The 14,064-nt window shown below is 35.2% G+C and carries 17 protein-coding genes; 12 read left to right on the forward strand and 5 right to left on the reverse strand.

All coding sequences use genetic code 11. The features are described 5' to 3' along the window. Position 1: 1 nt before the first annotated feature. The 9 genes from ACYSNW_RS04805 to ACYSNW_RS04845 all read left to right on the forward strand — a co-directional run bounded on the left by ACYSNW_RS04805 (position 2) and on the right by ACYSNW_RS04845 (position 10,259). Positions 2-3,256, forward strand: a complete 3,255-nt coding sequence (locus ACYSNW_RS04805) for a tape measure protein (protein ID WP_461743325.1) — start codon at positions 2-4, stop codon at positions 3,254-3,256. Continuing rightward, positions 3,256-4,071 carry a phage tail domain-containing protein gene (locus ACYSNW_RS04810; RefSeq protein ID WP_461743326.1) on the forward strand — a complete coding sequence of 272 codons (816 nt, stop codon included), beginning with the start codon at positions 3,256-3,258 and terminating at the stop codon, positions 4,069-4,071. Before ACYSNW_RS04805 ends, ACYSNW_RS04810 begins: the two co-directional genes overlap by 1 nt. Before the next feature lie 10 nt (positions 4,072-4,081). Continuing rightward, complete coding sequence (locus tag ACYSNW_RS04815; protein ID WP_461743327.1) at positions 4,082-6,061, forward strand: phage tail spike protein; 1,980 nt, start codon at positions 4,082-4,084, stop codon at positions 6,059-6,061. After that, entirely contained in the window at positions 6,058-6,252 is a 195-nt protein-coding gene (locus ACYSNW_RS04820; protein WP_461743328.1) for a hypothetical protein, read from the forward strand. Before ACYSNW_RS04815 ends, ACYSNW_RS04820 begins: the two co-directional genes overlap by 4 nt. Further along, complete coding sequence (locus ACYSNW_RS04825) at positions 6,245-6,484, forward strand: hypothetical protein (RefSeq protein ID WP_461743329.1); 240 nt, start codon at positions 6,245-6,247, stop codon at positions 6,482-6,484. Before ACYSNW_RS04820 ends, ACYSNW_RS04825 begins: the two co-directional genes overlap by 8 nt. 3 nt (positions 6,485-6,487) lie before the next feature. After that, positions 6,488-8,800 carry a hypothetical protein gene (locus ACYSNW_RS04830; protein ID WP_461743330.1) on the forward strand — a complete coding sequence of 771 codons (2,313 nt, stop codon included), beginning with the start codon at positions 6,488-6,490 and terminating at the stop codon, positions 8,798-8,800. Between the two features lie 111 nt (positions 8,801-8,911). Further along, complete coding sequence (locus ACYSNW_RS04835; protein WP_461743331.1) at positions 8,912-9,202, forward strand: hypothetical protein; 291 nt, start codon at positions 8,912-8,914, stop codon at positions 9,200-9,202. Between the two features lie 5 nt (positions 9,203-9,207). Further along, entirely contained in the window at positions 9,208-9,474 is a 267-nt protein-coding gene (locus ACYSNW_RS04840) for a phage holin family protein (protein WP_461743332.1), read from the forward strand. Continuing rightward, positions 9,474-10,259, forward strand: a complete 786-nt coding sequence (locus tag ACYSNW_RS04845; RefSeq protein ID WP_461743333.1) for a peptidoglycan amidohydrolase family protein — start codon at positions 9,474-9,476, stop codon at positions 10,257-10,259. The genes ACYSNW_RS04840 and ACYSNW_RS04845 overlap by 1 nt, the downstream gene beginning before the upstream one ends. Positions 10,260-10,285: 26 nt before the next feature. Here ACYSNW_RS04845 and ACYSNW_RS04850 read toward each other — a convergent pair whose 3' ends face one another. The 5 genes from ACYSNW_RS04850 to ACYSNW_RS04870 form a co-directional block, all read right to left on the reverse strand. Beyond that, positions 10,286-10,423 (reverse strand): hypothetical protein, encoded by a 138-nt coding sequence (locus ACYSNW_RS04850; protein WP_461743334.1) that lies wholly within the window; start codon positions 10,421-10,423, stop codon positions 10,286-10,288. A 49-nt stretch (positions 10,424-10,472) separates the two neighbouring features. After that, positions 10,473-10,655 (reverse strand): hypothetical protein, encoded by a 183-nt coding sequence (locus tag ACYSNW_RS04855; protein WP_461743335.1) that lies wholly within the window; start codon positions 10,653-10,655, stop codon positions 10,473-10,475. A 419-nt stretch (positions 10,656-11,074) separates the two neighbouring features. Further along, the gene (locus ACYSNW_RS04860) at positions 11,075-11,365 is read right to left on the reverse strand and encodes a hypothetical protein (RefSeq protein WP_461743336.1); all 291 of its coding nucleotides are present in this window, start codon (positions 11,363-11,365) and stop codon (positions 11,075-11,077) included. Next, entirely contained in the window at positions 11,352-11,510 is a 159-nt protein-coding gene (locus ACYSNW_RS04865) for a hypothetical protein (protein ID WP_461743337.1), read from the reverse strand. Before ACYSNW_RS04865 ends, ACYSNW_RS04860 begins: the two co-directional genes overlap by 14 nt. Continuing rightward, entirely contained in the window at positions 11,507-11,887 is a 381-nt protein-coding gene (locus ACYSNW_RS04870; RefSeq protein WP_461743338.1) for a hypothetical protein, read from the reverse strand. Before ACYSNW_RS04870 ends, ACYSNW_RS04865 begins: the two co-directional genes overlap by 4 nt. A 476-nt stretch (positions 11,888-12,363) precedes the next feature. Here ACYSNW_RS04870 and ACYSNW_RS04875 point away from each other — a divergent pair, with 476 nt between their 5' ends. The 3 genes from ACYSNW_RS04875 to ACYSNW_RS04885 all read left to right on the forward strand — a co-directional run bounded on the left by ACYSNW_RS04875 (position 12,364) and on the right by ACYSNW_RS04885 (position 14,061). Next, positions 12,364-12,918, forward strand: coding sequence for a hypothetical protein (locus ACYSNW_RS04875; protein ID WP_461743339.1), 555 nt, complete (start codon positions 12,364-12,366; stop codon positions 12,916-12,918). Further along, positions 12,919-13,155 carry a hypothetical protein gene (locus tag ACYSNW_RS04880; RefSeq protein WP_461743340.1) on the forward strand — a complete coding sequence of 79 codons (237 nt, stop codon included), beginning with the start codon at positions 12,919-12,921 and terminating at the stop codon, positions 13,153-13,155. Between the two features lie 351 nt (positions 13,156-13,506). Next, positions 13,507-14,061 (forward strand): hypothetical protein, encoded by a 555-nt coding sequence (locus ACYSNW_RS04885; RefSeq protein ID WP_461743341.1) that lies wholly within the window; start codon positions 13,507-13,509, stop codon positions 14,059-14,061. The last annotated feature ends 3 nt before the right edge of the window (positions 14,062-14,064 follow it).

The following is a 14,064-nucleotide window of genomic DNA, read 5'->3' on the forward strand; positions in this document are numbered from 1 at the left end:
CATGGCAGACGGAAGAGTAGTTATAGAAATAGAGTTAAATGATGGTCAAGTTATAAAAGGTGTGGCCAATGTTGATAAACAACTGCAAGGCATTGATCCCTCGGCTCAAAAAGCAACTCGAAGCGTAAAAGATATGGTGACTGCATTAGGATTAGTTAAATTAGCTAGTGCAGGTTTTGACTTGCTCAAACAATCAATGGATGCTGCTATCAGTCGTTTCGATACGATGAATCGTTATCCGAAAGTTATGAAGTCATTAGGATACTCAACAGACGAATCAACGGCAAGTGTCAAAAAGTTAGCAGATGGAATTGACGGACTCCCTACAACTTTGGATGAAGTTGTTTCAACATCACAACGTATGACTGCTATAACTGGTAACCTAAACAAATCAACAGATGCCACAATTGCCCTCAATAATGCGATGTTAGCCAGTGGAGCTTCAACAAGTGATGCAAGTCGTGGGTTAGACCAATACGTCCAAATGCTTTCTACAGGAACGGTAGACTTGCAGAGTTGGAAAACGTTACAAGAAACGATGCCGATTGGTTTACAAAAGACAGCGGAAGCTATGGGATTCGTTGGAGAAACCGCTCAAAGAGATTTATACGCTGCTTTGAAAGAAGGGACAATCACATTTAAGGATTTCCAAAACCAGTTAATCGAGTTAGGAACTGGCACAGGACAGTTAGCTGAAATGGCAAAAGTAAATAGCGAAGGTATAGCAACGTCGTTTGGTAACTTAAGAAATGCAGCTGCTAAAGGAATTGCGAATATTTTAACAAGTCTTGATAAGTTAACTCAAAAGGTAACTGGCAAAAATATCGCTCAAAATATAGATTCTTTGAAAGTATTAGTAAATGGTGCTTTTGCTGCAATTGGCAAAGTTATTGAGGGCACAACACCTATTTTAATTGTAGCTGCAAAAGCTTTTTCTGCATTAATGAAAGTGATAGAACCTTTGACACCAGCTATAGTTAGTTTTGTCGCGACATATGCCACCTTAAAGATTATAGAATCAATTAACCAATCGATGAAGCAATCCGTAATTGTAACTAAGACTATCACTGCAGCGATAAAATTATGGGAATTGGCAACTCAAGCACAAGCCAGAGCTGATTTAGCTTCGTTGGCAGCATCAAAATTAAGTAGTGCTGCTATGGTAGCGAAAACCGCTATTATTGGGGCTCAAATTACTATGACTACAGCTTTGGCTGGTACTACGGGAGCTTTAAGTGTTGCAACTGGAATTGCTACTGCTGCGACAATTGCTTTTAATGCAGCCGTCACGCTTTTAACAGGCCCTATAGGTATTGCTACTGCGGCAATAGGTGGCTTAGTTGCTATAGGAGCAACTTTGTGGAAATGGTTTAATAAAGAAACAGAAGCGTCTAAAAAGCTCAACAAAGAACAGGAAGCTCTAGCGGATTCAACTAAAACTTTAGCAGATACTACCAAAACAAATACTGCTAACCGTCAAGAAAGTGTACAAAGTATCGAAAGCAATACTAAAGCCTATAAAGATATGGCTACCAGTGTTGATGAGTTGGCTAACAAAGAAAACAAAACTCGTGGGGAAAAGAAACAACTTAAAGATCAAGTAGAACAATTAAACACCGCTTATGCTGGTTTAAATCTTTTGTACGATCAAGAGACTGGGAAACTTTCGATGTCTGCTGAAGCAATCAGAGCGAAGATTGATGCTTACGGAGGGCAAGAAAAGGTAAATGAAACTCAAGAACAGTTAGTGGAAATCATGAAAGAGCAGAATGATGTTGAAGCGAAACTGAAAGAAAACGCTGCTCTTAGAGAAGAATGGAATCAAAAGCTAGAAGACGGTTCCGTTAAAGGGCGAGAAGCAAAAGCAGCTTTTAAAGAACTAGATGAACAAGAAAAAATATTAAAAGAAACTCAAGTTGGATTAAAAGAAGAATATCAATCTACACAAGAAGCTTTAAAGCAATCCAGTGAAGCTGTAGCGGCTGCAGAAGAAGAGAGTGCTCAAAGGCGAGTTGTCACATACGAATCGTTATCAGAAGCTCAAAAAGCAGCGGTAGACGCTATGAAATCCAAATGGCAAGAGTACTCCGATTCAGCTAGAGATATGTTTAATACGCTTAGTGATGAACAAACGTTGTCAACTGAGCAAATGATTGCAAATATGCAAGAGAACCAACGTGTTATAGGAGATTGGGCCAATAATATTGCGATATTATCTGAGAGAGGAATCAATGAGGGGTTACTCAATAAGTTACGTGATGCAGGTCCTGAATCAGCCGGACACGTTGCTGCTTTAGTGAATTCTTCTGACGAGCAATTGGCTAGAATGAACGAAATATTTGATAATGGTGGTAAAACAGCTACCGACGCATTGAAAACAGCTTTTGACACAGGTAAAGTTGGTGTCGATGAAAGTGTAATGGGAATGGTTGCTAACATTGGAGAAACAACAAAGAATAAAATCGACGCTGCTGATTTTAAGAATCTCGGTAAAGCTGTTCCTGATGGAATCGCTGGTGGTGTGGAAGGGAATTCCGACGCTGCTGCTAATGCGGTCGGTGATATGGCTGACGATATGGAGCAAGAATATCGTTCTAAAACCGATACGCACAGCCCATCAAGGATTTATCATAAGTTTGGAGAAAACCTTGTACAAGGATTAACTAACGGTGTAACACAATCTTTAGGTTTAGTTCAAAGCGCGATTAATAGTTTGTCAGAAAGTTTGAAAAGACCTTTCGACGGATTGAACAACGAAATGTATCAAATAGGCGCATATGCTATGCAAGGCTTTGCGAATGGATTGAGTGCAAATGCTAGTTCAGTATATTCTACAGCACAATCGATTGCGGACAACGTTAAAAATACGATTCAAAAAGCTATGGATATCAACTCTCCTTCACGGTGGATGAAAAACTTTATCGGTAAAAACATGATGGTCGGTTGGAGTGATGGATTAGAAAAATATGGACAAATGCCGATAAACGCAATGAAAAAAGCAGTTGATATGGTAAAAATGCCAGTGATTAGAGCAGAGCAAGTGATGGGAAATATGCCTAGTCTGAATATTGCTGGAGCTGGAAATACATCAAATTCCACAACAAATCATTATTCGAGTTCTTATGAAGGGTTGTTTAAGGGAGCAAATTTAAATGTGCGGTCTGATGAAGACATTCCGAAATTAGCTAAAGCAGTTGTTGAAGAAATGAATAGATTCAATCCGAATAGAGATCCTGGTATAAGGAGGTCGTTTTAATGAGCATGATGAGCATGGATAACGGATTAGTAAAAAAAACATGGGAAGATTTCGGCTTGCGACCTCTCAAAGACCATGAAAACCCATCTCAATCTGATTACAAAGCATTGACTTTAAAAATACCCGGGCAATCACAAAACTTATATTTTGGTTCTGAAATCCAAGGGAAACCACAGATTGTTATCAATTTTAAAAAGATGGTAAAAGAGGAATATGAAATAAACGAAATTGTTGACCGAGTGAATTTATTTTTATTCGATGAATTTAAGCAACCAAGGTTTCTGAAAGTTATTTTCGATTACGACCCTTTCAAGTACGTTTGGTTGCAAGTTGCTAATGGTTTTACTATTGACCGTTCCAGTATCATGAATGGATTTTCGATTCCGTTTATGCAAAACGATGACAATAGATATTCAGTTGAAGAAGTTAACGACGTTAAGTGGGGAAGCGTAGTAATTGACTTTAGAGCTAATTACAAGTTAGGACACGAAGGAAGTGGTGCGGTTGATTTACCAGTGATAGGTACGACTAGTTTCTATCCAACCCTAGATGGTTATGCGGTACAACCGTTTATTATTCTACAAGGTAAAGCAGATACTATCTCAATCACAAGTGGCGCTAGCGTAATAAGGCATAGTTCTTTCAACGGAAAATTAGAGATCGATACCGAAAACTATATTGCTTATGTTAACGGCACAGAAACGATGTTAGAACGGTTTGATGAGTTTTATTTAGTGCCTAATCAAAGAGTCTATATAACTGGTACTGGATTAGATTTAAAAGCAACTATGCACTACAGATGGAAATATATTTAGGGGGTTAGAAATGATAAATATATATTTTAAGAATCCCATGAAAAACTTAAAAGTGCCTATAAAAAATGCGTTTAACACAAGTTATAGTATGAAAGCTAAGGAGCTGTTTACAGCTTCTTTTTCTTTGCCTGCTGATGACGCGTGGGTTGATAAACTTGACCAACTTGATTTTATCGAGGTTTACGATGGACCTAAAAGGATAGAGCTGTTTATCATCGTTGAAAGTAAAGAAACGTTTAACAACGGCGTAGCAATAGTCACTTACGACTTATTCGATGCGTTGTATTTGTTGAATTTTAGTGTCATGAATGATTACCATCAACTAGTTAATCCGACAACTGTCAGTTCACTTAATTACGTATTAAATCAACAAGCGGTTCCTGACTGGAAGCTTGGAACGTGTGAATTCTCCAGAGGTTTTTCTTATTCATGGGAAAACGAAAACGGATTAATCAACCCACTATTTTCTATTCCTAATGAATTCGGAGAAGACTACGAGTTTGTTAGAAATACCACTAGCTATCCATTCACTATAAGTTTGAAGCGACCTAATTCAAAAGTTAATGCCAGAGTTAAACAAGGGTATAACATGAGAGGGTTTGAAATCAAGCGTGTTGGGAAAAATATTGTTAATTCCATTATTCCGAAAGGAAATGCCGAAGGTGTGAATACCGTTGATATTAAACGCTATAGTAAAGGGTCTATCTACATTCAAGACAAGCCTTCAATGGTTAAATACAGACCAGCTTGGTATATATGGAAAGATGAGCGGTACACAATAGAAGAAAATCTCTATTCCGCGGCACTATCAAAATTAAATGCTTGGAAACAACCGAAAATTACATGGACCGTAACTGCAACAGATTTAACTAAGGTTCTTAGACATCCTAGTAACGTAGCAGCAAACAGAAATAGAGAAATCAAAGTAAACGAATTAAACTACATGGATGTTGTTCAAATCGAGACGAAGAAATACGGAAAAATTGAGTTGAGAATCACTGAACGTGGTAAGTCTGATGTTGGTGGCAATCCAGGAGAGTTAAATCTAACTATGACGAACGAAGAGCCAGGAGCTGACCAAGCTGATTACGCTAGACAACAAGAAATTGCAAAAATGACAGCGATGGGCGCTCAGTCGTTTATACCGTTTGTGTTTGATAGAGAAGCTGATCCAGATAAACCAGTAGAGTTTAGTTTCAGAGTTCCAGAAGAAGCAGTAAATGTTAATAATGCTTTTTTAAGTATCAATACAACAGCGTTCAGAGCGACTTCTAAAGCAAATACAACAGCGCCACAACAAGTACAAAGCTCAACTTCTAGTGCAGGTGGTGCTTATGTTTCGAGTACAACGAGCGCTAGTGGCGGTGGCTATGCAGGAGGCTCTACTAGCTCAGCTGGCGGTTCTGCACAAGTTGGTACCACAAGTTCGGCTGGAGGGGATCATAGGCATAGAATGTTTGTTGGTTATGATCCAGGTCCGGTAGAATGGAAAGAATATGTCTTTTCAGCATATAATCAAGCGGTTGTTTCATTAAATATGAGTAGTTATAGTGCATCAAAATCAGAATTGTATACTGAAGGTTCGAGTGGTAGTCATAACCACACTGTAAATGTAAACATACCTGGTCACACTCATAACGTCCAAATAAGCATACCGAGTCATTCGCATGGTGTAAGTATAAATATACCTAACCATACGCATCAAGTAAGTATTACAATTCCGGCACATACTCATGATATTGTCTACGGGATTTTCGAATACAGTAAGAGAGCGAATTCTTTAGAAGTTTGGATCGACGGAAATAAAGCAAGTATAAATAGTACAAATGTAACTGACTTTGACTTAAAAGACTTGATGAAAAAAGATGGTTCCGGAAAAATAACACGAGGGAATCACACGCTTAAAATAAAACCGAATGAACTAGCTAGACTAGAAATACAACTGATGTTGATTGTGTTTATTAAATCAAGAATTGGAGAAAAATTATGATAAAAAAGGCAAAAATTATAATGAAAAGTGGCGCTTCAGTCGATATTATTGTTGAGTCCAATGAATATTTTAATGAATTGGCTGACAATCTAGAAAAGAAAAAAGGGTTGTATAAAATCAATGAAGGATGTCGGATTGATACAACTGATATTTCGTTAATTTCATATTTAGAGGAGAATCCTAATGGCTAAAATTGTTAAACTAACACAACAGAAAATTGATAAAGAATCAGGAATGAGTTATCACAGTACAGAGAATGTACCTGTTGATAGCTCATTCGATTTATTCGACGACTACTACGCTTACGTGATTGGTAAAAAGAAAGATACGGACGGAAACCAAGTTTATTCTGGAATGATTGGGAAAAACAAATTAGTCCGTTTTGCTGACGTCGTGGATATCGAGGTAATTGAGGAGGGGTAGCTTTTGGCAAGAGAATATATAAATAGAGAGGATACGCTTAATGCTGGACGCGTGAAAATTAACAGAGCTATTGATAAATCGTACGAGGCTGAAGAAACTTCAAGTCAAGCTTTAGAAGACGCTAATAAATTAGGCAACGAATCTAAAGCAATAGCAAACCAAGCAAACCTAAAGTCGGATGCAGCCAATCTAAAGTCTAATAATACTGAAAAACAATTAAATACCATCATACTAGAATCAGGCACAAGTGACGCAGAAGTAGTTCAAATGAGATTCAGCGAAGACGGTACAGAATACGCTGTAGCTAATGAAAGATTGAACGCTGAATTCAAAGCCAAAGCCAATGCTAAAAATGTTTTATATCAATATAACTTAAAGCAACCCAAAATTTTGGAAGATAAATTATATTGTTCGTCTACGATTAACACTAATGAGTTAGTTTTTGATAATGTGCAAATCCCTTTAAAAGTTGGGGATAAGATTGGAATTGAAGGAGTTGGTGCACCTAAAAATTTTGTGAATTTTTTATTAGTTGTAACTGGAACAGCTTCTAAAGCAGGATCATTAACATTGCGTATTAACGATGTTAATCATTTGGTTAATTTTGCATTAGGAGATTCAGCAAACACAATAGCTTCCAAAATTAAATCAACAATAACAAATTACAATTCGCTAATCGATGAAAACCGAGTCTTGTTTAAGACAACTAGCGTGGAAAGTCATGAGGTAATATATTCGACTACTGATACATCGGTTTCGCTAGCAATTGTAGTAGATAATGTTATTAAATATAATTGGTTAACAGCTACTGTTTTAGAAGTTAACAATCAAACTATTAAAATATCCCAAAATTCTAATAGAACAGTTAATCAAGCGGAGATTCTTTTGGATCATACTGACAATTTAAAAGATGCCCTGATGGGTTTTGGGAATTTGAATAATACGTTTTTTTTCGAGGGAACCCGACTAGATATCTTTGATAAGATGCCTCAAATAAATAATAAAAAAAATATAAAAATTTATGGATTAGGAAAGCATACAACTATTTCGTTTGAGCATGTTAAATGTACTTATGATCCATATATTTTTGGTAATAATGTCTTGTACTACGTAGATGGACAATCAACGTCATTTTATGAAAGCCAAGATATTATTTTTGAAAATTTGACTTTTAAATCAAGTGATTATGGAATTTCCATTTTCAGAGCATGTAAAAATTTTTCTGCGAACAATGTTGATTTCATCATGGGAAGGGCTAAAAATGTCAATCACATTGGCATTGGTATTTACGATAATCCCTATAATCCGGATGCTCCTGGTTCGGAAAACTTTAATTTTACAGGAGTAGATTTTTATGGTGCTGGGATGATGTTAATATCATTAGGTGATTTTGAAAAACCTAATAAAAATCTTTACTTCAAAAGAACAACATTCAATTTAGATTCCATAGGGAACTATGGAGATTTGAACTTAGCTGAAGTGTTAAAATTAGACAATAATACTGATGGTGTTTTGTTAGAGGATTGTGTTTTTAGAGGAGGAGAACTTTCCTCTCTGACAATTGAAGAAGGTACAAAAAATGTTAAAGTTTTAAGAACGCAATTTGTAGGAACTAAAAATCAACAAGTTAGAATTGCAACAGGGCAGACAAACAAAATGTGTAGAAATGTTTTATTCGATAGTTGTGAATTTTCTAATTTTAAATTTGGGGTCAGAGTTGATACTAGCTCTGGATGGACTATTGATGGATTAACTTTCAAAGATTGTCTAGTCGATAACGGAACAACCGACAATACTTCTGTATTTTTGCATGGTTCAAAAGTTAATGATTTTAACATTGATGGTATCAAAATCAAAAACTCTGGAAAAATGAAATCAGCGATTATTATTCTAATTGATAGTCGGACTGGCACGTTTAAAAAAGTCGATGCGCCAATTGTCGGAAATATAGATGTCGGTCAGATCAGAGTTTTGACAAGCGAAAATATCGTAGTAGATAACTGTGATATCGCAACTGCCTTTTTCGAAAATTGCCCAACTGCTGTAGTTAGAAGGAGTAATATCAAAGCGAGATTAAAATTTATTGATGTTTTAAAAAGTGACGTTATGTTCAGTTCAATAAATGAAGATGATTATAGTTATAGAAACTATTTTGGAGAAATAGATATTACCTCTACTAAGAGTTCAACGGAAACTTCTGTTCATAATATCGAGTTCAATAGATTTTTTTCAACAAAAAATAATTTTGCTATTAAAACTAACAACAGCTCTATCAAAGTAAACGAAAGCAATAATGTTAAAAGAGGTGTTGAGTAAAAAAAAGTAGAAATAAAAAGATATAAAAGGACTAAGGAACGGCTTATTATTAGCTGCTCCTTTTTGGTTATTGGTGATTTGGATTTTAATTAACTAGTAGGGCGGTGAGTTATGAAATTTTTCGGAATAACTATAGGAGAGGTTGCTACTTTAATAGCGCTAATCACTAGCGTTGTAAGCGGCTTGATGTTTTTGTTAAAAGCAATTGTGATTAATCCTGTAGTTGATAAATTAGGTCAATCGATAGATAACTTAGAGAGGTCTATTTTACAGTTTTCCTCTCAATTAGACGAGAGCAAAAAAGATAGGGAAGGTTTGCATATTAGAATTAATAAAATGGATAAGCGTGTTACCATCTTGGAGGAACACGACAAATGGGAAGAAACACACAAGAAAGGATGAATATTATGGATAAAATTTTAATCTCAGCAACAACAATTATTGCTTTTGTATTGGCTGGTACACAATTGATAAAAACTTATACTGGAGCAGATAATAAATGGTTGCCGGTTATTAACTTAGCGTTAGGTATCGGTATTGGTTTGGCTTGGAGTTGGTCGTTTGACCAACCTAACTTAATTTACTTTATTTGGGGCGGAGCTGTTGCTGGATTGTCAGCAGGTGGCTTTTATGACTTAGGAGCAAGTTTTGTCAAAAGAAAGGATGAGGACTAATGCCAGACATTAATAAAATGATACAGTGGATGACAGCAAGACAAGGTAAGGTAACTTATAGCATGAGCAGCCGACTTGGGCCAACAAGTTATGATTGTTCAAGTGCTGTTTATTTTGCGTTAATTGCTGGCGGATTTTTACCACCAGGCAAGATGGGGAATACAGACTCCTTATTTAACGACCTCGAAGCTAACGGGTGGTCAAAAGTACCGCTAACAAACGGAGGATATAAAGTAAAACGTGGGGATGTTTTTATTTGGGGTACTCGTGGAGCGAGTGGTGGAAGCTTTGGACATACGGGTATTTTTCTAAACGAGAATGACCAAATGATCCATTGTAATTATGGATATAACGGGATTACGGTTAATGACCACGATACTATTTGGGCGTATAATGGCAAGCCACCAGTAACCGTTTATCGTTATACTGGGCAATTGTCAGGCGATGGGTCAAGCTCTAATCAAACCAATACAAATAATGGTCAATCAACAGTAGTTACGCCTAAAGGTAAATGGATTGCGGAATCAGCGACATTTACTTGCACAGTTGATGAGATTATCTTCCGTGGCGAGACTGCAGATAAAACGCCAAATAGTCCGATTAATTTAAATAGTTTAGGCAAAATAAAGAATGGTCAAAAAGTAAAATACGATGCCTATATGCTTGATACCAATGGCTGGGTATGGATTAGGCAACCAAGAGCAAATAACAAGTATGCCTATTTGCCAACTGGTACAACAGCAAACGGTAAGCGTAATGGTCCGTTGTGGGGTACATTTAAATAGCAATGCAAAAAGCCTTAGATTAATTTCTAGGGCTTTTTTATTTTGTCCTCAATAAATCTGCTAAATCCTTCGGCGACCTCAGTGCTGCTAAACACCAAGCGAGCAAATCCGTGGTCACATACTAAGTAAATAATATTGTCATCCAGTACAACTACATAATCCATAACAACCTCCTTGCGATAAAATACGCAAAGAGGTCAGGTTATTATTTTTTTATTGTGGTAAAACATTTTTACGTTCTGCAATCAGTTGTTCGAATTCCGCTAAATCTTCAATACTAGCTTGATTACGAATAAATGACCTAGCTCTAGAACGATCGCTTAAATACTTAGCTTTAGTCTTGTTTTTTTCTTGCCAACGTTTATTGGCTTCTGTTTGTGTGTTTTTGTCAGTCATTTGATTACTCCTTTCTTGAAATTGCGATATCATTGATGAGTACAGCTATCATAGCAACATTAATTATTGATTGTAAAATATTGTTACTTTTATCAATGAAGACAAGAACCAACTGTAAAATGATGAGTAGTAGCAACACGATATAAATATATTTTTTCTTCATGATTTCTATGCTATAATTATATAGAAGGAAGGGGCGTTTGCCCCAACCTAGGTTATTTGTCGTCTTTATTGATTTTCATTAGTAGCCAGATACTACTAAGAAAGAGAAAAACAATATTGACGGCTTTTTCTATATCTTCTAGCATTTCCTACCTCCTTTCTATATATTAAATATACTATGCGTAGTATGAAAAGTCAACCTTTTTCCTAAATAAAAACCGCTTTATTCACAAAAAAATCCCTCTACAAAAGAGGGACTAAGCTATCTGAGCCATAGGTTTTAATACAAATTCACGGATAAAATTATCAGGATTTCTAATGTTAAATTTCTCTATCACGAATTGGTTTCTACTATTATAATGACCAAAGGTAGCAAGTTCATATTTCCCATCATCTAAAAATAGTATAAGGTTAGCTAGTTCTTTTCGACTGACAAGGCAATTGATGTCCTCTGTTTGAGTGTGCAAAGTAAAGCGTACTAGCATATCAGGAAATGACTTAATTACTCTAATTTTATCTACTACACCAACATAGCTATTTTTCTTCATAGTATTCACCTTCCTCAGCATTTAAGTAAAACACAAACTTATCAAGGCCAACCTCATTGATTAATTTTTGCCCACATCCCCAGATAATAGACTGTAAGCAATCGTAATCAATCAAACGTGCTTCGTATTGATCGATGATGTTCATACGTCCGACCACTTTTTGAAATCAAACAATTCAACGTTTCTAATCTCATCATAGTGAATTTTCTCATCACCAATCATATAACCCAAATCATCGTAACCGTTTATAAATCCTACAGTATCCTCAAAGTAGTTGCCATCTGTATCTGTCATTTCTAATTGCACAACCACTTGCCGATTATTATTAAACGCAAACTCAAATATTTGTCCAATCTCATTTTCGGTCATTTTCCGCTTTTGCGGTATAACTTTTGCTATCCTTTGTTTTTCGGCTGCTATTTGCGCCGTATGCTCTGATAGCATAAATCCTAGCCATTTTTGAATGCCGCGATCCTGGTACTGAGAAAAGTACGGGTCGTGTAAATTGTGTTCGTCTGTCATGGTGTTCACCTCAAAAACATTATACGAATATACGTTCGTATTGTAAAGCGAAAAACGAATAAATTTAAAATCTATTTTTGGAAAAAGATACGCAAAAAAGTACGCAAAAATCATTGAACATCGAAATATGATTGAAATAAAATAGCAATTACAAACATCAATAAAACCATGTACGGAAACGGATGAATATAGTTTGAAATAACAAAGAAAATATAGAAGAGGTACGTGCATTACATGGTAAAGCAGCTCGTATTAAAGAAATCCGTCGTTAATATTCGTTTTATAAACGGTGAAGAACCCTTGTTTATCAAGGGTTCTTTTTTTATGATAATTTTAATGTTTAATTGTAAAAATATTTTTTGTAACATTTAAAATTGATTTTAAGATAAACATGTTCTTGAATAAATACCGATTTTTATAGCAATCACTTCGCATTCTTGGTATCCTAAAATCAGTAGGAAAAAGGAGAGGACAGAATGAAGAAAAATGGACTGCTACTTGTTATATTTTTTCTGGTTTTAATAAGTGGATGTGCTGAAAAAGAAATTTCTAAAACGACCAAAGCTTCGACAACAACTATATCAACAAATTCAACAGCAACATCAACAAATAATAAAAAGGTTATCGATCAGATGTCAGAGCAAGATTATCAAAAATTGCTCGGTACGTGGGAGTGCATCGATGATTCTAGTGAAACTGGTATTGTCTATATTTCTAAGAATGATCAAGGGCTAACTATTCAATATGATGATAGAGAAAATAGTCAAACAGAATTTATTTCTAAAACAAACGAAGGCTCTTCCGTTTTTTATCGGTTTGAAAATAAAACAACGGAACTTGCTTTTATGTTTGATTTACTCGAATCTGGGAATATTATCTTAAATTTCGGGACAACAAGGACGGATGCAACTGGTTTAAGTAAACCAATGGAATACAAACGAATAAAAGATGATATACCAGATAAGATAGAACCTAACTATACGTTACAACAAATAAGAGAATTAGCAGAAAAAACAGAAGATTTAGATTGATTGATAGAAAGTATGTTTTCGGAAATCGATGATTATAAAATATTAGCTATTCCTAAAACTGACGGATTTAGTTTTATGGGTGGTTTAGATAATGGGGAAACGACAGCTGTCGAGCAAGATGAAAATGGAGAAACTATAAAAGAATACAATCTTTCTATTGATCCAAGAGCAACTACGATTAAAGAAGCAAAGGAATTAATCAATCGAATAAAAGAAGAAAGATTAACTGAAAACTAGCGAAAAGCAATCAAAACATCTATTTAATTGCTCAATAAATAATAAGGTGTATACTTATTTATAGAGGTGACAGATGAATAACGTGGTTAATTATTTTGAAATGACTAAAAGATACTATAATTAAAGTAATAATGGCATTAAGCTAGTCGTTCTCTTTTTCAGTTTATTGATTCCACAATTACTCAGAGATTTCTTAAATCAATTCGTTGGGTTTTGGTTTTCAATAGTTATTGACATCGCATGATTAGCTATATTTAGTCATTTAATCTATGCTTGGAAACACTAAATCAAGCAAATCAAAATAGTTAAGCAAAGTATTAAATGTTTGAGTTTATAAAAGGAGTGATTACAATGAATGATGTAAAGTTGATTTCTCAAATGCTTGAAGGGGATTTTTCAAATAAGGAGCAGTATGAGCAACTATCTGAGACAGAGCAAATAACATTTCCATTTGCTACGCATAAAAATCATATTTTGAATAGTAAAATAATGAACTTGCCTACAGGCTTTCAAGGAATTTATTTGTTTGAAGAAAGTTATTATGTGCTAAATGGAAAAGAAAAGTTTAAATCAGATGTTTTTCTATTTGAGTTAAATGAATCGAACCAAGTTGTCCTTTCTGCAACAGTGATTCCAAAAGAATGGCTTAACAAAAAATATGAAGAGGTTTCTCCAGTTGACTATAATGAGCTAGCTATTTCGGATAAATTTACTCCGCTTGTATACAAAAAAACAGAAGATAAATTTAGTGGTAACTCAACTAGTCAATTTACCTCAAAAACACAATTTATTTTGGAACAAGAAATATCGACGGAAAATTTAATTATAAAAGAAGAAATGTATAATGGGGAGAAAAGAATTTTTGGTTTTGATTTGCCGATTGTTTATAAAAGAATTGAACAATAAGTA

It is taken from the genome of Enterococcus sp. LJL99 (assembly GCF_054871725.1).

Bases quoted from the DNA above. Each gene is read 5' to 3' on its own strand.
- ACYSNW_RS04805 (WP_461743325.1), top strand. From the start codon at position 2: ATGGCAGACGGAAGAGTAGTTATAGAAATAGAGTTAAATGATGGTCAA.
- ACYSNW_RS04810 (WP_461743326.1), top strand. From the start codon at position 3,256: ATGAGCATGATGAGCATGGATAACGGATTAGTAAAAAAAACATGGGAA.
- ACYSNW_RS04815 (WP_461743327.1), top strand. From the start codon at position 4,082: ATGATAAATATATATTTTAAGAATCCCATGAAAAACTTAAAAGTGCCT.
- ACYSNW_RS04820 (WP_461743328.1), top strand. From the start codon at position 6,058: ATGATAAAAAAGGCAAAAATTATAATGAAAAGTGGCGCTTCAGTCGAT.
- ACYSNW_RS04825 (WP_461743329.1), top strand. From the start codon at position 6,245: ATGGCTAAAATTGTTAAACTAACACAACAGAAAATTGATAAAGAATCA.
- ACYSNW_RS04835 (WP_461743331.1), top strand. From the start codon at position 8,912: ATGAAATTTTTCGGAATAACTATAGGAGAGGTTGCTACTTTAATAGCG.
- ACYSNW_RS04840 (WP_461743332.1), top strand. From the start codon at position 9,208: ATGGATAAAATTTTAATCTCAGCAACAACAATTATTGCTTTTGTATTG.
- ACYSNW_RS04845 (WP_461743333.1), top strand. From the start codon at position 9,474: ATGCCAGACATTAATAAAATGATACAGTGGATGACAGCAAGACAAGGT.
- ACYSNW_RS04850 (WP_461743334.1), bottom strand. From the start codon at position 10,423: ATGGATTATGTAGTTGTACTGGATGACAATATTATTTACTTAGTATGT.
- ACYSNW_RS04855 (WP_461743335.1), bottom strand. From the start codon at position 10,655: ATGACTGACAAAAACACACAAACAGAAGCCAATAAACGTTGGCAAGAA.
- ACYSNW_RS04860 (WP_461743336.1), bottom strand. From the start codon at position 11,365: ATGAAGAAAAATAGCTATGTTGGTGTAGTAGATAAAATTAGAGTAATT.
- ACYSNW_RS04865 (WP_461743337.1), bottom strand. From the start codon at position 11,510: ATGAACATCATCGATCAATACGAAGCACGTTTGATTGATTACGATTGC.
- ACYSNW_RS04870 (WP_461743338.1), bottom strand. From the start codon at position 11,887: ATGACAGACGAACACAATTTACACGACCCGTACTTTTCTCAGTACCAG.
- ACYSNW_RS04875 (WP_461743339.1), top strand. From the start codon at position 12,364: ATGAAGAAAAATGGACTGCTACTTGTTATATTTTTTCTGGTTTTAATA.
- ACYSNW_RS04885 (WP_461743341.1), top strand. From the start codon at position 13,507: ATGAATGATGTAAAGTTGATTTCTCAAATGCTTGAAGGGGATTTTTCA.